Annotated in this window: 20 protein-coding genes and 2 pseudogenes; 8 read left to right on the top strand and 14 right to left on the bottom strand. The window is 72.3% G+C overall.

What is annotated here, in order from left to right; genetic code table 11:
• Nucleotides 1-36 precede the first annotated feature (36 nt).
• Nucleotides 37-1,426 (top strand): annotated as a pseudogene (locus tag SCNRRL3882_RS28065) (MFS transporter).
• Here SCNRRL3882_RS28065 and SCNRRL3882_RS28070 read toward each other — a convergent pair.
• The 10 genes from SCNRRL3882_RS28070 to SCNRRL3882_RS28115 form a co-directional block, all read right to left on the bottom strand.
• A complete protein-coding gene (locus tag SCNRRL3882_RS28070) occupies nucleotides 1,417-2,025 on the bottom strand; it encodes a hypothetical protein (protein WP_040903445.1) in 609 nt (202 codons plus the stop codon). The pseudogene SCNRRL3882_RS28065 and the gene SCNRRL3882_RS28070 sit on opposite strands and share 10 nt — an antisense overlap.
• Nucleotides 1,991-2,818, bottom strand: coding sequence for an FkbM family methyltransferase (locus tag SCNRRL3882_RS28075; protein WP_010042296.1), 828 nt, complete (start codon nucleotides 2,816-2,818; stop codon nucleotides 1,991-1,993). The genes SCNRRL3882_RS28070 and SCNRRL3882_RS28075 overlap by 35 nt, the downstream gene beginning before the upstream one ends.
• Nucleotides 2,815-3,036, bottom strand: a complete 222-nt coding sequence (locus SCNRRL3882_RS28080; RefSeq protein WP_010042297.1) for a Trm112 family protein — start codon at nucleotides 3,034-3,036, stop codon at nucleotides 2,815-2,817. Before SCNRRL3882_RS28080 ends, SCNRRL3882_RS28075 begins: the two co-directional genes overlap by 4 nt.
• Nucleotides 3,033-3,938, bottom strand: a complete 906-nt coding sequence (locus SCNRRL3882_RS28085; protein WP_029181348.1) for a hypothetical protein — start codon at nucleotides 3,936-3,938, stop codon at nucleotides 3,033-3,035. The genes SCNRRL3882_RS28080 and SCNRRL3882_RS28085 overlap by 4 nt, the downstream gene beginning before the upstream one ends.
• 15 nt (nucleotides 3,939-3,953) lie before the next feature.
• Complete coding sequence (locus tag SCNRRL3882_RS28090; RefSeq protein WP_010042301.1) at nucleotides 3,954-4,688, bottom strand: class I SAM-dependent methyltransferase; 735 nt, start codon at nucleotides 4,686-4,688, stop codon at nucleotides 3,954-3,956.
• Complete coding sequence (locus SCNRRL3882_RS28095) at nucleotides 4,685-5,968, bottom strand: condensation protein (RefSeq protein ID WP_102514874.1); 1,284 nt, start codon at nucleotides 5,966-5,968, stop codon at nucleotides 4,685-4,687. Before SCNRRL3882_RS28095 ends, SCNRRL3882_RS28090 begins: the two co-directional genes overlap by 4 nt.
• Nucleotides 5,965-10,098: an alpha-(1->3)-arabinofuranosyltransferase gene (locus SCNRRL3882_RS28100; RefSeq protein ID WP_010042305.1), complete on the bottom strand. Its 4,134-nt coding sequence runs from the start codon at nucleotides 10,096-10,098 to the stop codon at nucleotides 5,965-5,967. The genes SCNRRL3882_RS28095 and SCNRRL3882_RS28100 overlap by 4 nt, the downstream gene beginning before the upstream one ends.
• Nucleotides 10,095-10,877: a class I SAM-dependent methyltransferase gene (locus SCNRRL3882_RS28105; protein WP_418952376.1), complete on the bottom strand. Its 783-nt coding sequence runs from the start codon at nucleotides 10,875-10,877 to the stop codon at nucleotides 10,095-10,097. Before SCNRRL3882_RS28105 ends, SCNRRL3882_RS28100 begins: the two co-directional genes overlap by 4 nt.
• On the bottom strand, nucleotides 10,877-12,028 hold the full coding sequence (locus SCNRRL3882_RS28110; RefSeq protein ID WP_010042310.1) for a glycosyltransferase family 4 protein: 1,152 nt from the start codon (nucleotides 12,026-12,028) through the stop codon (nucleotides 10,877-10,879). Before SCNRRL3882_RS28110 ends, SCNRRL3882_RS28105 begins: the two co-directional genes overlap by 1 nt.
• A 206-nt stretch (nucleotides 12,029-12,234) precedes the next feature.
• Nucleotides 12,235-13,230 (bottom strand): DUF3068 domain-containing protein, encoded by a 996-nt coding sequence (locus SCNRRL3882_RS28115; RefSeq protein ID WP_010042312.1) that lies wholly within the window; start codon nucleotides 13,228-13,230, stop codon nucleotides 12,235-12,237.
• A 215-nt stretch (nucleotides 13,231-13,445) separates the two neighbouring features.
• On the opposite strand from SCNRRL3882_RS28115, the gene SCNRRL3882_RS41180 reads away from it, so the two are divergent.
• A complete protein-coding gene (locus SCNRRL3882_RS41180; RefSeq protein ID WP_010042314.1) occupies nucleotides 13,446-13,598 on the top strand; it encodes a hypothetical protein in 153 nt (50 codons plus the stop codon).
• 4 nt (nucleotides 13,599-13,602) lie between these two features.
• Complete coding sequence (locus tag SCNRRL3882_RS28120; RefSeq protein WP_010042320.1) at nucleotides 13,603-14,847, top strand: PucR family transcriptional regulator; 1,245 nt, start codon at nucleotides 13,603-13,605, stop codon at nucleotides 14,845-14,847.
• Nucleotides 14,848-15,081: 234 nt separating this feature from the next.
• Here the strand turns inward: SCNRRL3882_RS28120 and SCNRRL3882_RS41185 are convergent.
• Nucleotides 15,082-15,294 (bottom strand): annotated as a pseudogene (locus SCNRRL3882_RS41185) (TerD family protein); the annotation flags it as partial.
• A 238-nt stretch (nucleotides 15,295-15,532) separates the two neighbouring features.
• Between SCNRRL3882_RS41185 and SCNRRL3882_RS28130 the strand changes: the two are divergent.
• A complete protein-coding gene (locus tag SCNRRL3882_RS28130) occupies nucleotides 15,533-16,306 on the top strand; it encodes an IclR family transcriptional regulator (protein WP_010042322.1) in 774 nt (257 codons plus the stop codon).
• Nucleotides 16,303-17,157 (top strand): SMP-30/gluconolactonase/LRE family protein, encoded by an 855-nt coding sequence (locus tag SCNRRL3882_RS28135; protein WP_010042323.1) that lies wholly within the window; start codon nucleotides 16,303-16,305, stop codon nucleotides 17,155-17,157. The genes SCNRRL3882_RS28130 and SCNRRL3882_RS28135 overlap by 4 nt, the downstream gene beginning before the upstream one ends.
• 102 nt (nucleotides 17,158-17,259) lie before the next feature.
• Here SCNRRL3882_RS28135 and SCNRRL3882_RS28140 read toward each other — a convergent pair whose 3' ends face one another.
• The 3 genes from SCNRRL3882_RS28140 to SCNRRL3882_RS28150 form a co-directional block, all read right to left on the bottom strand.
• Nucleotides 17,260-18,660, bottom strand: a complete 1,401-nt coding sequence (locus tag SCNRRL3882_RS28140; RefSeq protein ID WP_010042324.1) for an FAD-dependent monooxygenase — start codon at nucleotides 18,658-18,660, stop codon at nucleotides 17,260-17,262.
• A gap of 146 nt (nucleotides 18,661-18,806) precedes the next feature.
• Nucleotides 18,807-20,108, bottom strand: coding sequence for a DUF6545 domain-containing protein (locus SCNRRL3882_RS28145; RefSeq protein ID WP_010042328.1), 1,302 nt, complete (start codon nucleotides 20,106-20,108; stop codon nucleotides 18,807-18,809).
• Entirely contained in the window at nucleotides 20,105-20,716 is a 612-nt protein-coding gene (locus SCNRRL3882_RS28150; RefSeq protein ID WP_010042330.1) for a hypothetical protein, read from the bottom strand. The genes SCNRRL3882_RS28145 and SCNRRL3882_RS28150 overlap by 4 nt, the downstream gene beginning before the upstream one ends.
• A 233-nt stretch (nucleotides 20,717-20,949) precedes the next feature.
• Between SCNRRL3882_RS28150 and SCNRRL3882_RS28155 the strand changes: the two genes are divergently transcribed.
• Genes SCNRRL3882_RS28155 through SCNRRL3882_RS28165 form a run of 3 tightly spaced genes read left to right on the top strand, consistent with a single transcriptional unit; the run spans nucleotide 20,950 to nucleotide 24,094 of the window.
• A complete protein-coding gene (locus SCNRRL3882_RS28155; RefSeq protein WP_010042332.1) occupies nucleotides 20,950-22,308 on the top strand; it encodes an extracellular solute-binding protein in 1,359 nt (452 codons plus the stop codon).
• Nucleotides 22,305-23,243: a carbohydrate ABC transporter permease gene (locus SCNRRL3882_RS28160; RefSeq protein ID WP_010042334.1), complete on the top strand. Its 939-nt coding sequence runs from the start codon at nucleotides 22,305-22,307 to the stop codon at nucleotides 23,241-23,243. Before SCNRRL3882_RS28155 ends, SCNRRL3882_RS28160 begins: the two co-directional genes overlap by 4 nt.
• Complete coding sequence (locus SCNRRL3882_RS28165; protein WP_010042336.1) at nucleotides 23,240-24,094, top strand: carbohydrate ABC transporter permease; 855 nt, start codon at nucleotides 23,240-23,242, stop codon at nucleotides 24,092-24,094. The genes SCNRRL3882_RS28160 and SCNRRL3882_RS28165 overlap by 4 nt, the downstream gene beginning before the upstream one ends.
• Nucleotides 24,095-24,141 lie beyond the last annotated feature (47 nt).

Here is a 24,141-nt window from a genome sequence, read left to right on the forward strand (position 1 = left end):
GTCCTTCCATGCCGTTTTTGGTGTAGTGGTAGGGCCATGCCCTCCGAGCGACGGTCCTGGGCACCGCTGCTCGCGGTGTGCGCCGAGTACTTCATGGTGATCCTGGACGTGACGGTCATCAACGTCGCCGTGCCGGTGATCGGGCGGGAGCTGTCGGCCTCGCTCACCGGCATCCAGTGGATCACCGACGGGTACACCCTGGTCTTCGCCGGGTTCCTGCTGACCGGTGGGGCGCTGGGGGACCGGCTGGGCAACCGCCGGGTGTTCTGTGCGGGCGTGGCGGTGTTCACCGTGTCGTCCGCGGCGTGCGCGCTCGCGCCCGGCACGCTCTTCCTGGTGGTGGCCCGGCTCGTGGAGGGGCTGGGCGCGGCGCTGATCGTGCCCGGTTCCCTGGCCCTGCTCCAGCAGGCCTACCCCGAGCGGGCCGCACGCTCGCGGGCCTTCGGGCTGTGGGGTTCCATGGCGGGCATCGCGGCCTCGGCCGGGCCGCTGCTGGGCGGGCTGCTCGTCTCCACGGTGGGCTGGCGCTGGGTGTTCCTCGTCAACCTGCCCGTCGGTGTGGTCTGCCTGGTGCTGACGCTGCGGCACGTGGCCCGCTCACCCCGGCGGCCGGGCCCTGGACTGGCCGGCGCAGTGCGCGGTCGTGGCGGCGGTGGCGCTGCTGACCGGGGCGCTCAACGAGGCCGGACGGCGGGGCTGGGCCGATCCGGCCGTGCTCGCCGGTGCGGGTCTGGCCGTGTCGGCCGCCGTGGCGTTCGTGGTGCGCGAGCGGCTGGCCCGGTCCCCGGTCCTCCCGCTCGGCCTGCTGCGCTCCCGCGCCATGAGCGGCGCAGCCGGCATCGGCCTGCTGTTCAACTTCGGCTTCTACGGCATGGTGTTCACCGCCAGCCTGGAGTTCCAGCACGAGCGCGGCTACAGCGCCCTCGGCACCGGTCTCGCGCTGTTCCCGGCGGTGGCGATGACGATGTTCGCCTCCGTCCTGTCCGGGCGGCTCGCCCGCCGCACCGGCGACCGCCCGCTGGTGGTCTCCGGGATGCTGCTGGCCGCCCTGGGGCCGGCCGGCTGGGCCGCGGCGGGCGCCGACCCGGCCTACGCGCTGCTGGTGGCCCCGATGATGGCCGCGGGATTCGGCACGTCCTTCGCCCTCACCGGCTCGACCGCCACCGTGATGGGCGCCGCCCCCGCGGCGTACTCGGGGGCCGCCTCCGCCCTGTTCAACACCACCCGCCAGATCGGCAGCGCCACCGGCGTCGCCCTCGGCGGCAGCCTGCTCGCCTCCGCCGCCGACTACGGCACCGGCATCCGCACCAGCATGCTCATCGGGGCGCTCGCCTACCTGGCCGCCGCGGGCCTCGCGTGGCGCTGCGTGCCCGCGCGGCCCCGGCGGCCCGGCCGGGCCGGAAGGGTCGGCGCTCGTCAGCCCTGACGGCCGGTGACGGCCACCCGCTGCAACAGCCCCCAGGTGAACTCCGCGACGACCTCCCACCGGGCCCCCTGCGCGTCCGGCGCGGTGAACGCCAGCCCCCAGCGGGTCGGGGCCGAGCCCTGGAGGGGACGGGCCGGGGCGAAGGCGCGGGCCGCCTCGTCGACCGTGCAGGACCAGGGGGTGAGGTCGTCGAGCGTGCGCAGCTCGGGCCCCGCGGCGCCCGGGGCGCGGACCAGCCACTCGTTCCACACCACGCCGTTCGGGGCGGTCAGCACCTCGAAGCGCAGGTCCGGCCAGAGCGGTACGGGCCACAGCCAGGCCTCGCAGTCCAGGTCGCCGATCCGGCGGGCAGTACGGGACTCGGGTCCGCCCAGCACGGAGCGGTAGCGGGAAAGGGGCGCGCGGGACCGCGGGGAGCGGACCATCGCCTGCCAGCGCTTGTTGGCCTCGCGCATGGCCGCGAGGGAGGCCCCCAGCTCGTGACGGGCGTCCTCCACCAGGTCCGGGTTGTGGTCGGCCATGCGACGCAGCAGCACCAGCTGGAAGTCGAGCGGTGTGAAGGGGCTAGCGGGGCGCTTTCCGGAGGGCATGGGAACCATCGTCGCCCACCGGCGCGGTGCCCGGGCGGCGGCCGTCCGGGAGGAAGAGGACCGAGTTGACGTAGCGCGGGCCCCTGAGGAGCGGGGACGGCAGGACGCGGCGGAGCAGTCCGTGCGAGACGACGTGAGAGGCGCCCGCCTGATGGTCCTCCAGGGGGAAGTTCGCCAGCGGCACCCAGGTGTCGCCAGGCAGGACCCAGCCGTCGTAGCCGAGCAGGGACAGGTAGGTCACCACAGGGGCGACCGGCTGGATGCGGGACTCCAGCTCCACGAAGAGGGCTGGGCGGTCGCGGGCCAGCAGACCCGTCGCGCCGCGCAGGACAGCCGGCTCGTTGCCGTCCACGTCGATCTTGATGAAGCCGACGTTGCGCAGGCCCAGCTCGTCCAGCGTGACGCAGGGGACGTCCAGCGCCCGGCCGTGGATGTCGCGCCGCACCAGCGACGACACGCCCCGGTCGCCCGAATCGCCCGACGGCAGCCACAGGCGGGCGATGCCCGGGCGGTCCGAGGCCGCCGCACGGATCACCCGTACGTTCGGCGGGACGGCGGCGGCCAGCAGCCGGGCCAGATGGGGCACCGGTTCGATCGTCACCACATGCTCGGCCAGGCCGGACAGCCGGTGCGTCCAGGGCCCGTACCAGCCGCCGACGTCCACCGCAGTACCGCAGTGCGGCGGGCACAGCTCGGCGAGCCGCGCCAGCTCCGGTTCGAACCGGGGGTAGAGCGCCCGGGCCGTCGCCGCCACCAGGCGGGTGGGCAGGAAGGGAGCGAGGCGGGCGGCCAGGCTGGTCATGGGGCCATCCTCTGGAGAAGTTCCTCGTGCTCGTCGTCCGGGACCTGCTCGCCCGAGGACGGCAGCAGCTGCGGAATGCCGTCGACGATCGGATAGCGGCGGCGCAACCGCGGGTTGTACAGCGCCTCCTCCTGCCCGGCCTCCTCGGCCAGCAGATGCAGCGGGCCCTTGTCGAGCGGGCACGCCAGGATCTTCAGCAGCGGGTCGTCGGGCTTCATGGGGACGCCAACTCCTTGGCTGGTGCGGAGGGTCGGGGAGCGGGGTCGTGCTTCGGCATGGTCAGCAGCACGGCGACCGCCAGGGCCGTGCCCGCCACCCGCAGCGCGAGCCGCAGCGGCTCGTCCGGCAGGGCCTCGCCGAACGACAGCGTGCCGAGCACCGCCGTGAACAGACTGGTCACGGTCGTGCACACCGGCACGATCAGCGAGGCCCGGCAGCGCTGGAGCGCCGCCTGCGACATCACCAGGCCGAACACACCGGTGAACAGCAGCAGATACGGATACGGGGAGCCCAGCAGGTCCAGCACCGCACCGCCGATCCCGCTGGTCGTCAGATGGCTGGAGACCCCCTTGATGGCCAGCGAACTGACGCCGTACAGCAGGCCCACCGCCACGCCGTACTCGACGCCGGTCGTCGGCCGCCGGTGCCGGTTGCGGGCCCGCCGCTCGGCGGAGCCGTACAGCCACAGCCCGGCCGCCAGCGACGGCACGCACACCAGCAGGATCAACTGGTACGGCGCGTCCTGGCTGACGGTGTCCGAGCCCTCGCGCAGCGACAGCACCACCATCAGCAGCGCGAGCAGGATCGCGCCCAGCGCGTACCGCTCCCGGCCGCTGGTCTCCTCCCCGAGCAGCCGCGCCGACAGCAGCACGAGCAGCACGAGGCCGGAGACGAAGATGCCCTGCGCGGCGGCGATCGGGAGGGTGCGGTACACGACGAGCTGGGCGCCGAAACCGGCCGCGAGGGCGAGGGAGCCGCCGATCCACAGCGGGCTGCCGAGGACGAGGCGCAGCAGCCTGGCGGGCTGCCGGATCGTCACCTCGGGCAGGGCGGTGAGCGCCCGTTTCTCCAGCACGAAGCCCAGGCTGTACAGGGTGTTCGCCAGCAGGGCCGCGGCCACTCCCCACCACATGGGCTAGGTCCTCCTGGCGTGCAGCAGCAGGATCGACGCCAGCTGCGGCCGGGCACAGGCCAGCCGGTCCAGCGGCCGCAGCGGGCGCGGTACGCCGTGGAAGGGAGCGCCTTCGAGCGTCACGACCGTGAATCCGGACGCGGCGACGAACTCCCGCAGCGCGCGGGCGGTGTAGAGGCGCAGATGACCCACGACCTCCCGGCCCGGGCGGCCGTGGATGCCGCGCAGGCTGACCTCCGAGAAGACCGGCTGGACGCCGGCGAGCAGCAGGGCGCGGTTGTACCAGGCGGCCAGATTCGGCGTGGACAGCATCAGATGCCCGCCGGGCCGCAGGATCCGGCGGATCTCGTCGAGCGCCGCGTCCGGGTCGACGAGATGCTCGATCACCTCGCTGAACAGCACGGCGTCGGCCGACTCCGGCGCGAACGGCAGCCCGCCGCCGGTGAGTTCACCGCGGACCGCGTACGGGATGCGGGTGCGGGCGCGCCTCAGGGCGTCCTGGGACCAGTCGACGCCGATGACACGGTGGCCGGGGAGGAGCGGGGCCGCGGTGGCGGCGGCGGTGCCGTCCCCGCAGCCGATGTCGAGGATCGTCCGCGGCTTCGGGCCCGCCGGGCCGAGGGCAGCGGCCAGCATGCGGGCCTGGCGGAGGCTGCGAGGGGTGCCGGAGGCGACGGGCACGGCCGGGTTCTCGTAGAAGTCGCGCAGGTCGCGCGGCTGCACGGGGGAGGTCGTCACGGGCTCACCTCCGTGGTGTGGAGATAGTGCTCGAACAGGTCGCGGAGGTGGGCGCCGTCGCCGTGGCTGAGCAGGGCCCGGGACCAGCGCAGGGCCAGGTGGAGGCGGCCGGCGGTGGAGGCGGTGGTCACGGTGAGGCCGCGCGGCATCCGGGCCGGCGCCGAGAACCAGACGGCGTGCGCGCGGCCCGTCTCCTCGCCGAAGTCCAGGGGGTACGGGATACGGCCGATGTTGCTGAGCAGGGTCGTCGACGTCCAGGGCGCGGCGGCCCGGCGCAGGGCGCGGGTGAGGGCGGCGCGGGCGGCGACCGGGGCCCAGGGGGCGGTGAGGAGGGCGGCGCCGTGGCCCAGTTGGGGGCGGGGCAGGGACTTGAGGGCGCGGGTGCGGGTGGCCGTGCGCTGCAGCAGGGCGGGCATGTCCGTGACGTCCAGCTCCGACGGCAGGAACGGTACTTCGACCAGGCGGGTGCCGTTGCCGATGGGCATCGTGGTGTCGCGGGGGCGGTCGTCGACGGGCATGGTGATGCGCAGGGGGCGGATGGGGGTCCCCCCGCTCGAGCGAAGCCGAGAGTGGGGGAGGGCGCCGTGCTCCCGGTTCCAGTGGGCGATGGTCAGGGCCGTGGTGACCATGAGCTGGTCGTTGACGGTGTAGGGGGAGCCCTTGGGGCGGTGCGGGAGGGGGAGCTCGGTGACGAGCATGCCGTTGCCGGGGGAGGGGTCGGGGGTGCCGGGCGCCACCCGTGCGGGGGGTGACCAGGCGGTGGGGATGTCCGGGGCTTGTTGCGGGGGTGCTGCAGGGCGGGTGGGGGGTGCTGCGGGGGAGTTGTCCGTGCCGCCGTAGAGCTCTGCGGCGGTGGCGAGTATGCGGAGGCAGGCCGGACCGTCGAGGGCGGTGTGGTTGATGGTCAGGAAGAGGACCGAGTCCACCACTTCGAGCCGTATCGGCGGGGACATCGACAGGGGTGGTGCCTCCGTCAGCGCCCGGGTCCGGGCGTCCTGGAGCGCTCGCGGGCCCGCCGGGGCGAAGGTCACCACCTCCACGTCCGGCTCCGCCGTCAGCTCCCACTCGTAACGCCGCCGGTACCACGGCCCCCGGGCCTCCCGCATCAGGATCCGCGGGTGCCGGTGCAGGGCCTCCGTGAACGCCTTGCGCAGGCGGGTCTGGTCGACGGGCCCGGGGAGGTGGACCTCGATGTGGACCGTTTCCGGCTCCTCCTCCTGGAGGCAGTGCCGGGACACCTCGTCCACCACCGGGAACGGGACGCGTACCGGTGTCGTCATGCGGGCTCGTTCCTCCCCCCAGCGGGCTCGTGCAGGCTTACCAGTCCTGCGAACAGGCCGATCAGCGCCAGCAGTTGGGCTGTCCGGCCGAACGCGCCCGCGCCCGCCCCCACCGGCTCCCCGGCCCCGATCGCGGCAGCGACCCCCGCTCCGGCCAGCGCCACGAACGCGATCGGCACCAGCAGCGCGTGCCGCCTGGCCGCGAGCAGCGCCAGTGCCGGGACCAGCAGCGCGAACCAGCCCGCGATCACCGCACCGACCAGCGTCAGCGCCACCGTGCCGAGCCACAGGCCGGGCAGCGGCGGGGCGGGTTGCGGTGCGTCGGGATTGGGGGCGCGGCGGCGCCAGAGCGCCAGGCCCAGCAGCACCGCGATGCCGGCGCCGCTGCCGATCAGCCCGGCGTCGTACGTGGTGGCCGGTTCGTAGGACAGCTTGACCGTGCCGCCCGCCCCGGCCGGGATCCGCCAGCCCTGCTGCCAGCCGTCGAGCCGCAACGGGGTGAGCTCCTTGCCGTCGAGGGTGGCCTTCCAGCCGTCGTTGAAGTTCTCGTACGTCGTCAGGTACGAGGCCGCGCCCGAGCCGACCGTCACCTCGCGCCGGTCGCCCAGCCAGTCGCGGACCCGCAGCTCACGCCCGGCCGCGGCGGCCTCCGGGACCGTCCCGCGGGTCAGGGTGACGTCCGTCAGCGCGAGCGGGCCGGCATCGCCGCCCTCCAGCCGGTGGTCGCCCGAGGGCAGTTCCACCTCGGTGTCCGCCCGGCCCTGCCGGCAGAGCGTCACCTCGACGGACCGCCGTTCCACCAGGTCCCTCACGGTGCCCTTCGCGGTCGTCTGGTAGAGCTCGCCGTCCAGCGCCACGTCGGGCCCCTTCCCACATGGCAGTGAGAACTTCCGGGTGCCGTCCGGCTGTGGGGTGCGGTACTGGTCGAGGGAGGGGATGTACGCCTCCGTGAGGCCCACGGGGAGGCGCAGATCCTCGTCGGCGACCGGGTTGTGCAGGGTCAGCGGGGCGGTCTCGGTGATCGTGATGTCGAGCCGGTCCGTGGTGATCGGCGGGAAGCGGACCCAGCCGTTCTCCTCGACGCCGGCGATCGTCGCGCCGTCCGGGGAGCTGATGTGCACCTGGGAGGCGCGGGTGGACAGGCCGCCCGCGGGGGCCAGCACCAGTTCGCCGACCGGCTGCTTGCCCTCCCAGCGCAGATGGATCGTCGGCCGGTCGCCCGCGATCCACGCCGTCGTCAGGTCGCCGTCGGTGAGGTTGCGTGCGGCGAGGCCCGCGCCGAGGCTCGCCGTGGAGTCGGCCGTGGCGACGATCCGGGACTGCTGCTCGGGCGCGACCTCGTACAGCAGCCGGTCGAGTTCCTCGCCCGGCACCGGCACCGCGCTCGCCGTCACCTCGTACGTCCCGGCGGCCGGTGTCGTGAAGCGGCGGTGCAGGCCGGCCTCGGTGCCGGTCGCGGAGAGGCCGGTCGGGTCGGAGGTCCGGTGCAGGGAGACGACCGTGGCGTCCGAGGTCGCGTCGGCGGCGTCCGTCGGGAGCCGCAGCAGCCGCGTCACCTGCACGTCCGGCAGGTCGATCTCGGAGAAGCCCGCGCCCGTGAGCCCGGCCCGGCGCTCCACCGAGTCCACGATCGTCAGCTTCATCCACCGCGTGCCGCCCTCGGGCGCCTTGACGCTCTGCGCCGTGCCGTTCGGCCGGAGGAAGCTCGTCCGCTCGCCCTTCTCCGTCTCCACCCGCACCTTGGTCGCCGCCGCCCGCACGCTCTCCTGCGGCAGCGGCGTGACCTTGAAGGCGGACGGCATGTCGTAGGAGCCGGTGAAGCCGATGCGCAGCCACTGCCCGTCCGGCGTGTCCGGCGCGCCCTCCGTCCACGCGGTGTCCGGGTTGCCGTCGAAGGCGTTCACCGGGTCGAACTGCGGCAGGTGGAACAGCCAGTTGCCGTACGAGGAGGCCGTCACCGAACGGGCGCCGCGCAGTTCGGCAACTGTCTGGTGACCCGCGCCCTCGGTCGGCAGGATCTGGCGCGGCTTCTCGCCCGCGTCCTGCTGGGCGCCCGGCGCGTTGCGCTCGTCGCGCGTGTACGTGTACGACGTACCGGCGTTGACCAGGCCGAACCGGGTGTCCGCGCGCCGCATCCCGTCGCCCACCACCTGCACCGCCGGGGTGCCGAGCCCCGGGTGGTTGTCACCCGTCAGGACGGTCGCCCGCCCGCGCAGCCGCGTCGCCAGCGGCAGCAGCGCCTCCGGGCCACCGGACACCACGGCCGTGTCGGAGACCGGCATGAGTCCCGCCTGCCCGGGCCGGAGCACCTCTTGCCCGGCCGGCCGGTAGATCTCCACCGCCCGCTGCCGCGGGTACAGCCCCTCGACCTGGAGCGGGGCGTCCTGCGCGATCCGCCCGCCGGTCATCACCGGACCCAGCCCCGTCACCCGCTCGTACCCCGACTGTTCGAGGGTGCGCTTGACGGTCGCGGTCGGCACATGGCCGATCTGGTCCGGATCGAGATCATTGCGTACGACGACGTAGTACAGTCCGGCTCGGCTCAAGTAGTCGGCCAGGCCCGGGACTTCGGCACCCGACATCAGCGCCTGCTCGACCGCGTCCATCGCGCGCCGGTTGCCGGGCGTGCCGAACGGGACGTAGTCGCGCTGGGCCCAGCGCGACTCGGCGAGCACGTCGAGCGGCTGGTCGATGGGCGAGCCCCAGGTGTAGATGCCGTGCGCGGTCGCCGGGACGACCAGGGCGCGCGAGTCGGGCGAGTACTTCTCCAGCCAGTCGGCCGTGGCCTGCCAGTAGGCGGGGAGCTTCTGGAAGGAACCCGGGTTGAGGATCGAGCCGTTGAGGTACGGCCACAGCAGCCCCGGCAGGATCAGCACCGAGGCGACCAGCGGGGCGAAGCGCCGGCCGCGCACCGGGCGGGCCCCGCGTGGCTCGGCCGCGACGCCCACCAGATGGGCCAGGCCCAGCACGAATGCCAGCGCCAGGCCCGTCTGGAACTTGTAGATGTTCCGGAACGGCGACAGCCACCCGTCCAGCCAGCCCTGCACGACCCCGTGGAACGGCGCCCCGAACGCGCCGCCGTACCCGGCGAGCAGCACCAGCGCCGCGACGAGCACCGTCAGCACGAGCCACCGCCGCTCGGGCATGTCCCGCCGGGCGAGTCCGGCCAGACCGAGCCCGGCCGCGAGCGCCGAGCACACGATCACGACGACCGACGAGGCCACGGCCCACCCCGCGGGCAGCCACGCCTCACCGAAGTGCAGATAGGCGACCCAGTTCCCGGCGCCGCGCAGCGCCTCGGTCGCCGACATGGTGTCCGTCGTCGTCTGCGACGTCTCTATGTAGGGCAGGAAGTTCTCGCCGTAGACCCCGAGCAGCAGCAGCGGCACCCACCACCAGGCCGTCACGACGAGCACGGCCGGGGCCCACCAGGCGATCAGCTTGCGCTGCCGTGGCCCGGGGGGCCGGGACAGCAGATACAGCCCGACCGGCAGCAGGGACGCCAGGGTCGCCGAGGCGTTCACGCCGCCCATGAACGGCACCAGCAGCGCCGACCGCAGGGCCGCGACCCGGGCGGCGTACCGCTCGTTCGTCAGCGGCAGCAGCACCCAGGGCAGGAACGCGCCGGGCAGCGCGGCGGCCGACGTCGACCCGATCACGGTGGTGAACACCGGCCACAGCGCATACGCCACGGCCCCCAGCAGCCGGGACGCGCCACTGCCCACCCGCAGCCGCTCGGCCAGCCGCAGCGCACCCCAGAAGGCGACCGACACGACGATCGACAGCCACAGCCGCTCGGCCAGCCACACCGGCAACCGCACGAGGTCGCACAGCCAGTAGAACGGCAGCATCGGCCACAGATAGCCGACGTACTGGTCCTGGATCCCGCCGAACCCGGCCCGGTCGTGCCACAACTGCCCCAGGTCGGCGAGGAACTGACCCGGGTCGACCGTCACACCGAGCTTGGTGTCGAAGGTCTGCCGTCCCGGCCGCACCACCAGGAACAGCACGAACACCACGGCCCAGAAACCCAGCAGCCAGCGCCGCGACCGCGGGCCCTCGGGCGGACCCGCCGCGGTCGCGGTGGTGGGGACGGCTGCCGGTGGAGGAGCCTGGACCGTGGTTGTCATGTAGGACACCGCCGCAGGATGAGGAGGAGGTTCCAGGTGGCGAACTCGCGGATGCCGGGCGCCTTGACGACGGTTTCCGCGAGGAACGGCCAGTAGCGGGAGCGCGCGGAGACGACCGTGACGTCGTCCCGGGCGCGCACCTGCCGCAGGGTGGATCCGATGTGCACCGCGAACAGGTTCTCGCCGAGCGTGTGCTTGGCGGGCCTGCCGGTCCGCCGCAGATAGCGGGCCCGGGCCCGCTCGGCACCGAAGTAGTGCCACGGGGCCCACTCGTGCCCGCCCCACGGCGACAGCCAGTTGGTGAACGACACGTAGATCAGCCCGCCGGGCCGCGTCACCCGGGCCAGCTCGCTCAGGAACGTCTCCGGGTCGGCCACGTGCTCCAGCACGTTCGAGGAGAACGTGACGTCCGCGATGCCGTCCCGGAGGGGCAGGAGGTATCCGTCTGCCACGACGGCCGAGTCGGGGGGTTTCTCACCGAGTTCGGCCAGGTCCGGTTCGAAGAGGAACGCTTGCGCTCCGCGCCGGCGGAACTCCTCGGTGAAGTAGCCGCTGCCGCCGCCGACGTCGACGACGGTACGTCCGGCGACGGGCCCGTCGTATGCCTCGACCTGGTCGACCGCGTCCCGGGCGAGCAACGCATAGCAGGCGTCGGGATCGTCCTGCTCGTGGAGGAAGGCACGGAACAGGGCAAGAGATCTACGAAACGAGGGGTCGTGTCGATAGGGGCGCGGTGCTGTGACATGTGCGGCTCCGCCGCGTGGGCGCTTCGGCGGTATCACGGAGCCCAGCCCCTCACCGCCTCCGCGGCAACCACACGGAACTGCCGCACAGTCCGATCCCACCGAAACTTCGCCGCCCGCTCCCGCGCGGCCTTGCCCATCAGCTCCCGCCGACGCCCGGACAACGCGAGCGCACACCACGCCGCCGCGAACGACGACTCACCGCGCGCCAGAACCCCGGTCTCACCATCCACCACGGAGTCCTTGAGCCCCGGCACGTCGAACGCCACGGCCGGCGTCTCCCGTGCCGCGGCCTCCGTCACGACCAGACCCCATCCCTCCACGGCCGAGGGATGCAGCAGCAACCATGCAGCGCACAACAGCCGATGCTTCTCCGCCTCCGACACGTACCCGGTGAACTCCACACCGGGCCCGGCGAGTTGCTCCAGCCTTCCGCGCTCGGGGCCGTCCCCGACGATGACCAGCCGCCCGCCGGTGACGGGCCGCACCCGCTCCCACAACCGCAGCAGCAGATCGATCCGCTTGTACTCGACCAGCCGGCCGACGGCGACGAACAACGGCTCGGGGGACCGCTCGGCCCGCGGCCCCGGCTCCTCGACCCCGTTGTGCACGACCCGGATCCGGTCCCGCTCCACGCCGATCGCGCGCAGCGCGTGCGCGGTGGAGGAGGACACCGCGACCAGCAGACTCCGCTGCTGCGCCCCGGTCAGCGCCCAGTGCTCCAGTCTTCGGCCGAGCCGCGCGGCCGGCGCCAGCGGCCCGCCGAAGCGCATCTTCCACAGATCCGTATGGACGTGGTTGACCAGGCACAGCGTGGGTCCGGAGTGCCACAGCGGCGCCAGGTACGGCATGCCGTTGCACACCTCGACCAGCAGGTCGCAGTCGCCGACCTGGCGGGCGAAGGCCGACCGGGCGCGCAGATAGTGCCCGTACGGGCCGCCCGCCGACACGACCCGGTAGTCACGGAAGGACGCGGGGCCCCCGCACAGCAGGGTCACCTGGTGGCCGAGCCGGGTCAGGCCGTCGGCGAGCTTGTCGACCAGCAGCTCGGAGCCGCCGGCGGACGGGTTGTCCAGATCGCGATGGGCGAGGAAGACGATCCGGCACGGATGTGGGGGGAGTGCCGGAAGGTGCTGCGGCGCGCTGGGGGACGCGGCGCGCAGCTGGGACGGTACGTGCTGGGGCATGGGTGCTCCAACTCGTCTCGGGGTGCGGAACTCAGCGTGGGGGAGGTGTGGCTCTGGGGGGTCTGGCTGTGGGGGGCCTGAGCCCTTCCTGGGAGGGGAGTGTGGACGGGTTGTGCTCGGGTGGGGTTGGACAGTTTTCGCCCGGACGTTCTCGACGGCTACTCACCGGCGTGACAATTTCGGGCTTTGTTGGAGCTGACGTCACATCACATCGTGAGGGTGGGCTGGGGCGTACTGGGCGTATCGGACGGAGTGGGCTGCTCCGGCTCCTTCCGCCCACGCGCCACCAGAACGCCACCCACCGCTGCGAGCACCACACCCGCCACACCGGCCCCGATCGGCAACGTCGTGCCCACCAGGCGCAGTTGACCGCTGTCCCGCTTCGCCTGCCGCACGGCCTCCTTCTGTGTCGCGGTCGTGAACGAGATCTTCCGGCTGTCCAGCAGCACCGCCGCGTCCTTCTTCCCGCCCGGCGCCCGCAGCGTCCGCTTCGGTCCGGTCTGCGCGTAGATCACCCGGCCGGTGGCCTGGTCGACGACCAGCTCGAAGCCGTGGTTGGAGTACCACTCCTCGGCCAGCACCTGCGGCCGCTCCGGCTGGTCGACGAGGCTGCCGGGCACCATCCGCGTGCCGGTCCTCGTCGGCGCCACGGAGCCGGTGAACTTGTAGCCCGTGTAGCCCTGTATTTTCTCGGTGCCCCGGTAGCGCAGGACGACCGTGTCGCCGAGGGTGTTGTCCCACCACTGGTACGAGCGTTTCTGCACGTCGAAGGGGAACTTCAGATAGGCCTCGCCCTCGATGTACGGCTTCTCGCCGCAGCAGTGCACGGGCCGGGTGGTCTTCCGGTCCATCACCCAGCGGTGGGGGACGAAGTCCAGCGCGTCGTGCGGGTCGGCGGCCGGCAGCGAGTTGTCGGTGTCGACCGTGGTCGTCACGTCCCAGACGGCGTTGCCGCTGCGTTCGCTGTCCTCGACGTTGCCCCGCACCCGCTGGGTCACCGTGATCTTCCGGTCGGGCACCGTCTCGATCCGGTCAGTGTCGAAGACGCTGCCCCGGCCGGTGTAGACGGCGGTCGTGTCGATGTCGATCGGGTTCACCGCGGCACGCGGCTGGACGTACCAGGCGAGCAGTGGCGCCAGCACCAGCAGGAACGTGCCGAGACCCAGCAGGACCAGGGAAAAGGGAGAGGTTGTACGGCGCATCCGGGCACTCCAGTGGCTTGGGACGGCTCGACGTACGAGAGGGCCGGCACGGCGGAGAGAACAGCGCGTGCGGCTGGGCCGGGAACCGTAGGCCGCTCTTGACGGGGTGTCAATGCTTGTCGACACTGGGCGCGACAGGCAGGGACGGGGTGCCGGGGTGGGGACGACCTCCGGACGATCTCCGGACGAATCCGGACAGAGAGGCTGACCCTGCGATGTCCAGACTGCTCGCTGCCGCGCTGACCGTCGCGCTCGCCGCCGCCCTCGCCGTGGGCGCCGCGCTGGGCGTGGTCGCGCTGCTCGAAGCCACACCCGACCAGCCGAACACCCCCCTGATCACGTACGAACAAGCCGGCCAGGGGAGTTGAGCCGGTGACGGCCGCCCGCACCGGAACCGTCACGACACGCTCGGCCTGGCACGACGTACCGCGCTTCCAGGTACGCCGGTTCGCGGCGATCGCCATGGCCGAGGCGCCCGCGCTCGCGGAGGAGATCCTCTGCGAGATCCAGCGCGAATACCCCCATCTGCCCGTCGTCCTCGACGACTCCGGCGAGCCCATGGCCCTGGTCGGCATCCGCCGCGCCATCGAGGTCTTCGTGCAGCATCTGGAGCACTCGGAGGGCCGGCCCACCGTCCCGCCCGGTGTCTTCCAGGACTTCGGCCGCGGGGAGGGCCTCAACGGCCGCTCGCTCGACTCCCTCCAGGCCATCTACCGCATGGGCGTACGCCTGGCCTGGAGACGCTTCGCCGACATCGGCCAGCGCGTGGAGATCCCGCCCCCGGCGATGTACGAACTCGTCGACGCGGGCTACGAGTACCTGGACGGCCTGGTCGACCAGTCCGTACGCGGCTACGCCGAGGCCGCGGCCCGCCAGGCCGGGGAACGCCTGCGCCTCCAGCGCCGCCTGATGGAGCTGCTGCTGGCCGAGCACCACCGCGGCGACCCCGCCGAGGCCCTGACCGAACGGGCCGCCCGGATCGGCTGGCCCTTGCCCGAGAAGGTCGCGGTCGGCGTCCTGCTGCGTCCCGCCCGGGAGGCCATGGCCCCCGCGGTCGGGCAGGGCGTGCTGCTCGACATGGAGTACGAGCAGCCCCGCATGGTCGTGCCCGAACCGGACGCGGCGGGCCGCCCCGAGCTCCTGCACCGGGCCCTGGCCGGCTGGTCCGGCGCGATCGGCCCGCCGGTCCCGCTCACCGACGCGGCGAAGTCGCTGCGCTGGGCCGAGGCCGCCGTACGCCTCATGGAGCGGGACCTGCTCCCCTCGGGCGAGGTCCTCTACTGCACGGAGCACACCGAGGCGCTGGTCCTCCTCCAGCCCGAGGAACTGATCGACGACCTGGCCCTGAGGTGCCTGGCCCCCCTGACCCACTGCGGCCCCACCCACGGCCGCCGCCTCGCGGAAACCCTCCTGGCCTGGCTGGAGACCCGAGGTGGAGCACCCGAGGTCGCGGCCCGGCTCGGCGTCCACCCCCAGACGGTCCGCTACCGGCTCCGCCAGATCCGGGAACTGTGGGGCGACGAGATCGACGACCCCGACCGCCGCTTCGAACTGGAACTGGTACTGCGGGCGCAGCGGCTGCGGGGGGAGTTGGGGGCGGTGCGGGGGCGGCGGTGAGCGGGGCCGGCGCACCGGGCGAAGCTCACGGCCACCGCACTGTCACACCGCGGCCCGCTCCTTCGCCGCGGCCCGCCCGGATGCCGGAGCGTCCAGGTGGGCCACCACCGAGGTGTAGAACCGGTGCACGGCGTCGTCGACGCTGCGGATGAAGCCGGACTCGGCGTTGCCCCGGCCGCTGCCCATGCCCTTGAAGAGGGACAGCCGGAACCCGGTGATCCGCAGGTTGCTCTCCTTGGGCAGCAGTTGCACGCTGCCGTCGGCGGCGACGGGGTTGTTGTAGAAGTAGAAGTCGGCGTCGCTGCGGACCTTGCCGTTCGCGTCCAGCAGCAGCACGGAAACGTCGGCGTCGCCCTCACCGGTCGGACTGGACCAGCCCAGGCTGACGATCGCGGAACCGACGTTCTCGCTCAGGGCCGTCAAAGAGACGTTCGAGCCCATGGTCATGTCGTGCACAGAGTTCCCCCACCCTTGCGACACCTGTGACGTGCCGCACACTGGGCACTCTAATGTGCACGCAACGTGCTCGTGGTGTGCTCGTGGGTTTCCGCCCGCGGTGCCGCTGCCCATTGCCCGGGCAAACCTCTATGGCTAGCCTGTGTTCGTCATGCCGATCGCCTGTTGATATCTCGAACGGTGATATCTCGAACACAGGCGCCTGAGACATATAGGGAGGGGGCCGGTCGTGGGACGCCTCGTACCAGCCGTGACCCGGGCTCTCGACATTCTGGAGCTCTTCCTCGACGGGGACGGGACGCTCTCCGCCCCCGACATCGTGCGCAAGCTCCAGCTGCCGCGCACGACCGTGCACGAGCTGGTGACCACGCTCGCCGCCCGGAAGTACATCGTCCCGGTGCCGGGCCAGCCCGGACGCTACCGGCTCGGTGTGCGCCCGTACCAGCTCGGCGCCCGTTACGCGGAGCAGCTCGACCTCGCGGCCGAGGGCCAGCTCGTCGCCCGGTCCGTCGCCGAGACCTGCGACGAGACGGTGCACGTGGCGATCCTCGAGGACACGGACGTCATCTACATCGCCAAGGTCGACTCCACGCACGCCGTGCGGATGGTGTCGGCGGCCGGGCGCAGGCTGCCCGCCCACTGCACGTCCGTCGGCAAGATGCTGCTGGCCTCCCTTCCTGAGCACGAGCTCGCCGCGCGGATTCCCGACGGCGCCGAGCTGGTCGCGATGACCCCCAACAGCATCACCGACCCGGCGGTCCTGCGCGAGACCCTGGCCGAGATCCGTGAGCGGGGCCTCGCGGTCGAGAACCGCGAGTCCAACCCGGACGTGAGCTGCGTGGCCGCGCCGGTCCGCGACCGCACCGGTCAGGTCGTCGCCGCCCTGTCGATCTCCGTGCCCATGATCCGCTGGAGCGAGGAGCGCCGCGCCGAGCTGGAGCAGCTCGCCGCGAAGGGTGCCGCCGAGCTGTCCGAGCACCTCGGTCACCGGAGCATGGCATGACGACGACGCCGTACGAGGTCGCCGTGCGGGCCGAGGCCGAGCTCGGCGAGGGCCCGACCTGGGACGCGGCGGCCGGCCGGCTCCTCTGGATCGACATCCTCGGCTGCCGGGTGCACACGTACGACCCGGCCACCGGGCGCCGCACGGTCCGCCGGACGGAGCAGCACGTGGGTGCGGTCAAGCCGCGGGCCGGGGGCGGACTCGTGCTGAACCTGCGCGACGGAATCGGTCTTCTCGACCCCTCCGACGACGGCTTTCGCTGGCTGCACCACGAGCCCGTGCCCGGCCGCCGCGCCAACGACGCCGCCGTCGCGCCCGACGGTGCGCTGTGGGCCGGCACGATGCGGTACGACGAGGCGCCGGGGGGCGGCACGCTGTCCCGCGTCACCGGTGACGGCACGGTCGGCCTCGTGCTCGACGACGTGGCCGTCAGCAACGGCACGGGGTGGAGCCCCGACGGGCGGCTCATGTACTACATCGACTCCCCGACCCGGCGCGTCGACGTCTTCGACTACGCGGAGGGGCGGGTCTCCGGGCGGCGCACCCTCGTCGAGATCGAGGACGGGGCGGGCTTTCCCGACGGGCTGACCGTGGATGCCGACGGGTGTGTGTGGGTCGCGCTGTGGCAGGGCGCGGCGGTACGGCGGTACACGCCGGAGGGGCGGCTGGACCGGGTGATCGAGTTGCCCGTGCCGTTGGTGACGGCCTGCGCGTTCGGTGGGGCCGGGATGAGTGATCTGTACATCACCACGGCTCGGACGGGGTTGACGGAGCCGCCCGCGTTGGCGGGGTCGCTGTTCGTGGCGCCGGGGGCGGGCAAGGGCCTGGCCCAGCCCGCGTTCGACGGCTGACCGAGGGCAGGGGCACGAGCGGGCGACGGCCGGGTCCCGGGACGCCCGCACGTGAGTACGCCGACGGGGCGCGGACCGGCCCGGACCGGAGCGCCCCCTGGCTCAGCGTCCCGACCGGTCCAGCCGTCGCAGGATCGCCCGCTCGTCCTCCGTCAGTGGCGCCCCCACCGCCGCCGGCATCGGCGGCCCGCTCAGCGTCGCCAGTACCGTCGAGGGCCGCAGCAGCCGCGTCGGCCCCGTCGTCATGCTCATCACGTCCCAGACCGCCGACGCCGCCGTGTACGAGCCGGTCGCCGTGCGGATCATGCGGCGGGTGTAGGCGGTGACCAGACGGTCGGCGACCCCGGGCGAGCCGCCGCGCGTCCCGGGGTACCAGACGTCCTGACTCACCGCCATCGTCCACGCGGCCTCCACCGGCCTGGCCGCCCGCCGTTGCACGCGCCGGGCGAGCCCGGGCGCGTCGAGGCCGGACCGCCGCAGCTCGCGGTCCAGCTCCCGGGCGCCCAGCGCGGCCACCGACATGCCCTGCCCGTAGGCGGGGTTGAACGTGGCCAGTGCGTCACCGAGGACGACGAGGCGCTCGGGCCAGGAGCGCACCTTCTCCAGGTAGCGGCGGTGATTGCTGGTGCTGCGGCTGACATGGACGTCGGTGAGCGGTTCAGCGCCGGAGATCAGCCGGCCCACGATGGGGTCGGGCAGGTCCAGGGTGTACCGGAGGAACGCGTCCGGGTCGGACGGCGGTTCGCCACCGCCCCGCGTGCCGGCGAGGCTGACCATCCAGCGGTCGCCCTCGATCGGCAGCACCATGCCGCTGCGGCCGGGCCGTCCCTGATACGGATCGGCCTGCACGATGGTCAGGGGGAAACGCCCGGCCCCCTCGGGAGTGCGGTAGAGACGGGAGGCGTTCACCAGGCCGGCGTCCACCGTCTTCTCGCGCACGTCGTCGACGCCCAGCCCCGCCAGCCAGGTCACGATCCGCGAGCCACGTCCGCTCGCGTCCACCACGAAGTCGGCGGCGAGTTCCTCCTCCCCGGCCGCGGTCGAGACGCGGACCCCGGTCACCCGCTGCCGCGACCCCGTCAGCTCCAGCACCCCCGCCTTGCGGATCACCACTCCGGTGTTGTCCAGCACGGCCCCCCGCACTGCCCAGTCGAGCAGTGCCCGGGTGCAGGTCAGCATCCGCGGTCCGGGTTGGCGCCAGCGTCGGAACCAGCCCTCGGGTGTGAGGGCGACCATGCCCGAGCCGAGCGGTATCTCGTGCGCGCCGGCGGCGAGCAGGTGCTTGCGCATGCTGACGCCCGGCACCAGGTCCTCCATGGGGGCCAGGCCGCCGGCCATGAGGAGATGCGCGTGACGTCCCTGTGGCAGGCCCTTGCGGTGCTCCGGCCCCTCGGGCAGGTCGTCGCGGTCGAGCACGACCACCTCGTCCGCGACGGCGGACAGGGCCGCCGCGGCCAGCATGCCGGCCAGACCCGCACCGATGACGACAGCTCTACGCGACATGCGACTCCTCGCACTCAGCCATGAAGGCTCCTTCGCCCTGCGGGCATTCCCCGACGTCCGGCCACGGCCGTGCAGCCCCCAACACCGTGCGCCGGCACCGGTTTCGAGCCGTGCGGGCCTCGTCCCGGACGGCTCTCACCGTACCTTCACGCACCGTGCGCGCGGCTCCCCGTGCGGGGCCCGTCGAAAATCGGCCGGGTGGCCCCAGGGATGTGGTCAGCCGTTGAGCGACGTGCTTCCTCCGTGTGGTCCCGCGCCAGGGCGCGGATCGCCCGGAGGTCCTCCGTGCGGCGCAGGGCCCGGGACAAGGCGCCGATCTCGCGCAGCAGCTCCGTGGTGTCATGGGCACCGGTGCCGTCGTCCTCCGGTGTCCGGGTCCCGGCGTCGGCCGCGTCCTGGATCGCCGCGGTGGCGGCGAACACCTTCGCCAGTCCGGGCGGGTGGCCGAGGGCGAGGGCGGCGTCGTGGAACCGTTCGCGCCGGTCATCGTCGATGTGCCGGGCGAGCGGCAGCAGCACGTCGCGGATGAACGTCTCCCGGCGGACCAGTCGCAGCTCCGGCGTCGCACGCAGCAGGAACGGAACCCCTCCGCCGTTGACCGTCTTCATCAGCAGGTACAGCGGCCGCAGCTCGTGGTGGGCGAGCCGGACGTGCCAGCGGCCGTGCAGGTACTGCCCGGCGTGCGGGAGGATGAAGCCGATCGCGATGAGCACGGCGGACAGGCAGGCGAGCGGCGGGGCGACGGCCGTGCTCAGCCAGTCCACGTTCCGTCCGGACCAACGGGCCACCACGGCACCGATCTTGGCGGCGTCGAAGAGCAACTGCGCCGTGTAGCCGACGCCGAGGAACTTCAGCCCCCAGCGCAGCAGCGAGTCGAGTCCGTCCGTGCGCACCCAGTTCCAGATCAGCCCGTTGGTGACCAGTGCGGCCGCGGTGTGCGCGAGCAGGTAGAGCACGATCAGTTCGCGCATGTACGGCGTGTTCGCGTAGTACGTGTCGAGATCCCGCAGCCGCTCCACCGGCACGTCCGCGAGGGCGAACAGCACCCACATGGCGACGATCACGCCCGAATAGACCGTCACGACCCCGCGCATCGCGCGCCGGGTGCGGTCCGAGCGGTCGGACGGGCCGTTGCGCCAGGAGATGATCAGCAACAGGCAGAAGGCGCAGAACGCGGTGAGCAGCGAGTAGACCCAGGGGCCGGAGAAGTTCGCCACCCCGGTGAGCCGGTTGACCCGCGCGATCGTCGACGGCGCCACGAAGACGAACACCGCGCAGGCGAGCAGCAGCAGCCCGCCGACCGCGCGCAGCATCGGGTCCTTCCAGAGCCGGATGATGCTGGGCAGCTTGATGGCCAGGGCGGCGGCCAGGACCCCCGCGGGGATCCACCAGAAGTTCGGATAGAACTGGTTGACGAACTCGACCGGGGTCAGCGCCACCGTCGTCACGGTGCCGCACCTCCTCGCGGCCCCCGGTAGTACAGCGACCGCTGCACGGGTTCGAGGGGCGCGTCCGGTCCGCGCCCGCCCGGCAGCAGCGCGCGGCACCCTGCCGCCAGCCGATGTCCGAAGGCGTCGGCATCGGCCTCGTCCCGTTCCCGGGATCCGTTGCGGGCGGCCACCGCCAGTGCGGCGTCGTCCCACCCCGGCCGGTCGGCGAATGCGTGGGCCGCCGCCGCACCCGCCTCGTGGTGATGCGCGTGCCCCGCGTGCAGGTGCCACAGCTCATGCCCGAGGATGACCAGTTGCTGCACCGCCTCGGCCCGCTCCTCGACGATGACCAGGTCGAAGTCCTGGAACTCCACCCACAGCCCGGTCACTTCGATCTCGTCGGGGAACCGCTCGAAACGCAGCTCGACGGGACGCCCGCCCCGCCGTGCGCTCATCTCCTCGCACAGCGCCCGGCACAACGACCGTACGCCGACCGGGACCTGCTCCCTCGCCCGGACCGCGGCGGCGAGCTCGGCGGCCAGGCCACGCATGGCGGAGCCCCTCCGCGACCGCCTCAGCGCGGCCGTGACTCGGGCGGCCCTGACCCGCGCGCCCGCGATGCCCATCGCTCCCCCTTCTCACCGTCGGCCGACGGCTTGGCAGCGGGTCCGAGACTACGCGCCCGAAAGTGTGCGCGTCATGCGATCCGATGTCCGTAGTTCAACGGGGAACGACCGAACTCGCCCAAAAGTCCCACCCGAACTTCCCGCCCGACCCATTGACGTGCAGGCGCTTCGAACTTACGGTCCCGTTCGAAGTTACGAGCGTCATTCGGGGTATCGAACAGTAAGGGCAGGGCATGGGACGACCTGGCCTGAATCGCAGGCAGCTTCTCGGCGGGCTCGGCGGGCTCACCGTCGGGGGCAGCTTCGGCTTCGCCGCACTCGGCACCGGAGCCGACGCACTCGCCTCGGACGCGAACACGCGCGTGCGGTACTGGAACCTCTTCAGCGGCGGCGACGGCTACAACATGATCGCGATGCTGAACTCCTTCCGTAAGGACCACCCGGCCATCGCGGTCAAGGACTCCACCCTCCAGTGGGGCAGCCCCTTCTACACCAAGCTCGCCATGGCCGCCGCGGGCAATCGCGCACCCGACCTCGGCGTCATGCACATGGGCCGGGTCACCGGCTTCTCGCCCGGCCGCCTCCTGGACGCCTGGGACGTCGACCTGCTCGCCGAGTACGGCGTACGGCAGCAGGACTTCAACCCCCGGTTGTGGAATCGCGGCGTCATCGACGGCAAGCTCTACGCCGTCCCCCTCGACATCCACGTCCAGCTCTGCTTCTACCGCAAGGACGTGCTGAAGAAGGCGGGGCTGCTCGGCGACGACGGCCGGATCGTGCCCGTGACGTCGACCGGAGAGTGGTTCGACGTCCTCAAGGAGGCCAAGAAGGCCACCAAGAAGGGGCTGCAGACCATCGGCATGTGGAGCAGTGACCAGAACTTCCAGTGGTGGTTCTTCGTCGCCTTCTACACCCAGCTCGGCGGCACCTGGTTCAACGACGCCGACACCGAGGTCACCTTCGACACCGACAAGGCCGCCCAGGTCCTGGAGTTCCTGCGCCGGCACATCACCGACGGGTACGCCGACCCGAGCTTCGCGGGCCTCGCGAGCGCCGAACAGTTCGTCAACGGCTCGCCCTTCGTCTGGGAGGGCAACTGGTCGGTGCCGGTCTACGACACCGCGAAGATCGACTACGGCGCCACCCCGCTGCCGCCCGTCTTCGGCGGACCGGCCACCCACGCCGAGTCGCACGCCTTCGTCCTGCCGCACCAGTCCGACCGCGGCGGCCCCGCCAACGAGGGCGCCCACCGACTCGCCGCCTACATCGTCCGGCACGCCCGGCAGTGGGCGCTCGGCGGCCACATCCCCGCCTACCGGCCGGTCCTGTCCACGGCCGCGTACCAGAAGATGAGTCCCCAGAACGAGTACGTCTCGGCCATGGACCACCAGGCCACCGAGCCCAAGGTGTGGTTCGCCGGCTCCACCGGCATCCTCGCCCAGCGCGTCGGCCCCGTCGTCGTCTCGTCCACGATGGGCTCCGCCAGGCCGGAGACCGCCGCCCGCCGGATGAAGGGCGAGCTCACCAGGCTGCTCGCGACGAAGAACCCCATGGACGGCAAGACCGCCGCACAGGGAGGTGCGGTCGCATGACCACCAGCGCCCAGACCGTCATCGCACCCGTGCGCGCGGGGACCGCCGCCGACAGCGCCACCACCCCCCGCAAACAGGGCTTCCAGCACGGCGGCTGGTTCGTCGCCCCGTTCCTTGCCCTGTTCGCGCTCTTCGTGATCTGGCCGCTGCTGCGCGGCGTCTACCTCAGCTTCACGGACGCCAACATCTCCGGCGACAGCACGAGCTTCGTCGGCCTCGACAACTACCGCGAGGCCGTCCAGGATCCCCTGGTGTGGGACACGCTCGGCCACAGCGCGTACTTCACGCTGCTGGTCGTGCCCTGCATCACGGTCCTCGCCTTCCTCCTCGCGATGCTCGCCCACCACATCGAACGCGGCAAGTGGCTGTGGCGGCTGTGCTTCTTCGCCCCGTTCCTGCTGCCGTCCACCGTCGCGGCCAACCTGTGGCAGTGGCTGTTCAACCCCGGCACCGGAATGATCAACTACGTCTTCGGCATCGAGACGCCGTGGCTGACGGACAAGTCCTACGCCATGCTCGCGGTGGTGATCTGCACGCTCTGGTGGACGGTCGGCTTCAGCTTCCTCCTCTACCTCGCCGCGCTCCAGGGCATCCCCGACCACCTCCACGAGGCCGCCAAGCTCGACGGCGCGAACGCCTGGCACCGCATGGTCCACATCACCCTGCCGATGCTGCGCAACATCACGGGGCTCGTCATCGCCCTGCAGATCCTCGCCTCGCTCCAGGTCTTCGACCAGGCCGTCGTGATGATGGACTTCCTCCCCGGGCCCGAGGGATCGACCCGCACCTTCGTCCAGTACACCCTCGAAGAGGGCTTCACGAGCTACCGCGTGGGCTACGCCTCCGCGATCTCCGTCATCTTCTTCGTGATCATCGCGGCCGTCGCCCTGGCGAGGATGTGGCTGCTGCGCAACCGTGAGGAGAGCGCCCGATGACCACCGCCGTACCGGTGAAGCCCCGTAAGCCGTGGACCCCCGGCCAGATCGTCCTGACCCTCCTCGGCACAGGCGTCTCGGCCGCCTTCCTGGCCCCCTTCGCCTGGGCCCTGTTCACCTCCCTCAAGTCGGAGACCGAGGCGGTGGAGGTCCCACCGCACTGGCTCCCCGAGGACTGGACCGGCCAGGCCTGGAAGGCCCTCTTCGAGACCGGCAACATCACCAACTGGTTCGTCAACTCCGTGGTCGTCTCCGTCTGTGTGACGTCCGTGGTGCTGCTGGTGAGCGCACTCGCCGGGTACGGCTTCGCCCGCACCGAGTTCCGCGGCAAGAAGGCCCTGATGGGCCTGGTCATGGCCGGCCTGATGATCTCGCCCGCCGTCCTCGGCGTGCCGCTCTTCACCACCGTCCAGCAGATGGGCATGGTCGACACCTACTGGGGCATGATCCTGCCGCAGTGCGCACCCGCCGCGATGGTCTACATCCTCTACAAGTTCTTCCAGGGCATCCCGCGCGAACTGGAGGAGGCCGCCTTCATCGACGGCGCGGGCCGCTGGCGCGTCTTCTTCACCATCGTCCTCCCGCTCTCCCGCCCCTCCCTCGCCGCGGTCGGCATCTTCACGTTCATCGCCTCGTGGAACAACTTCCTCTGGCCGTACATGGTGACCAACAACCCCGACCTGATGACCATGCCGAACGGCATCGCGACCGTGATGAACTCCTACGGCATCCAGTGGGCCCAGCTCATGGCCGGCGGCCTGATGGCGGGCCTGCCCCTGATCATCGTCTTCGTGTTCTTCCAGAGGCAGATAGTGGCGGGTGTCGCGCACACCGGCTTGGCTGGGCAGTAGAACGGCGCCCGAAGGGGCGCGGGGCCGTGCTCGGTATGCGGCTCCGC

The organism is Streptomyces chartreusis NRRL 3882 (genome assembly GCF_900236475.1).
GTDB classification, from domain to species: domain Bacteria; phylum Actinomycetota; class Actinomycetes; order Streptomycetales; family Streptomycetaceae; genus Streptomyces; species Streptomyces chartreusis_D.

What these genes read in the sequence shown, in the direction of transcription:
- SCNRRL3882_RS28140 (WP_010042324.1), bottom strand. Translation starts at nt 18,660, where the DNA reads ATGTCGCGTAGAGCTGTCGTCATCGGTGCGGGTCTGGCCGGCATGCTG.
- SCNRRL3882_RS28115 (WP_010042312.1), bottom strand. Translation starts at nt 13,230, where the DNA reads ATGCGCCGTACAACCTCTCCCTTTTCCCTGGTCCTGCTGGGTCTCGGC.
- SCNRRL3882_RS28155 (WP_010042332.1), top strand. Translation starts at nt 20,950, where the DNA reads ATGGGACGACCTGGCCTGAATCGCAGGCAGCTTCTCGGCGGGCTCGGC.
- SCNRRL3882_RS28160 (WP_010042334.1), top strand. Translation starts at nt 22,305, where the DNA reads ATGACCACCAGCGCCCAGACCGTCATCGCACCCGTGCGCGCGGGGACC.
- SCNRRL3882_RS28135 (WP_010042323.1), top strand. Translation starts at nt 16,303, where the DNA reads ATGACGACGACGCCGTACGAGGTCGCCGTGCGGGCCGAGGCCGAGCTC.
- SCNRRL3882_RS28080 (WP_010042297.1), bottom strand. Translation starts at nt 3,036, where the DNA reads ATGAAGCCCGACGACCCGCTGCTGAAGATCCTGGCGTGCCCGCTCGAC.
- SCNRRL3882_RS41180 (WP_010042314.1), top strand. Translation starts at nt 13,446, where the DNA reads ATGTCCAGACTGCTCGCTGCCGCGCTGACCGTCGCGCTCGCCGCCGCC.
- SCNRRL3882_RS28095 (WP_102514874.1), bottom strand. Translation starts at nt 5,968, where the DNA reads ATGACGACACCGGTACGCGTCCCGTTCCCGGTGGTGGACGAGGTGTCC.
- SCNRRL3882_RS28070 (WP_040903445.1), bottom strand. Translation starts at nt 2,025, where the DNA reads ATGGTTCCCATGCCCTCCGGAAAGCGCCCCGCTAGCCCCTTCACACCG.
- SCNRRL3882_RS28075 (WP_010042296.1), bottom strand. Translation starts at nt 2,818, where the DNA reads ATGACCAGCCTGGCCGCCCGCCTCGCTCCCTTCCTGCCCACCCGCCTG.
- SCNRRL3882_RS28110 (WP_010042310.1), bottom strand. Translation starts at nt 12,028, where the DNA reads ATGCCCCAGCACGTACCGTCCCAGCTGCGCGCCGCGTCCCCCAGCGCG.
- SCNRRL3882_RS28150 (WP_010042330.1), bottom strand. Translation starts at nt 20,716, where the DNA reads ATGGGCATCGCGGGCGCGCGGGTCAGGGCCGCCCGAGTCACGGCCGCG.
- SCNRRL3882_RS28165 (WP_010042336.1), top strand. Translation starts at nt 23,240, where the DNA reads ATGACCACCGCCGTACCGGTGAAGCCCCGTAAGCCGTGGACCCCCGGC.
- SCNRRL3882_RS28100 (WP_010042305.1), bottom strand. Translation starts at nt 10,098, where the DNA reads ATGACAACCACGGTCCAGGCTCCTCCACCGGCAGCCGTCCCCACCACC.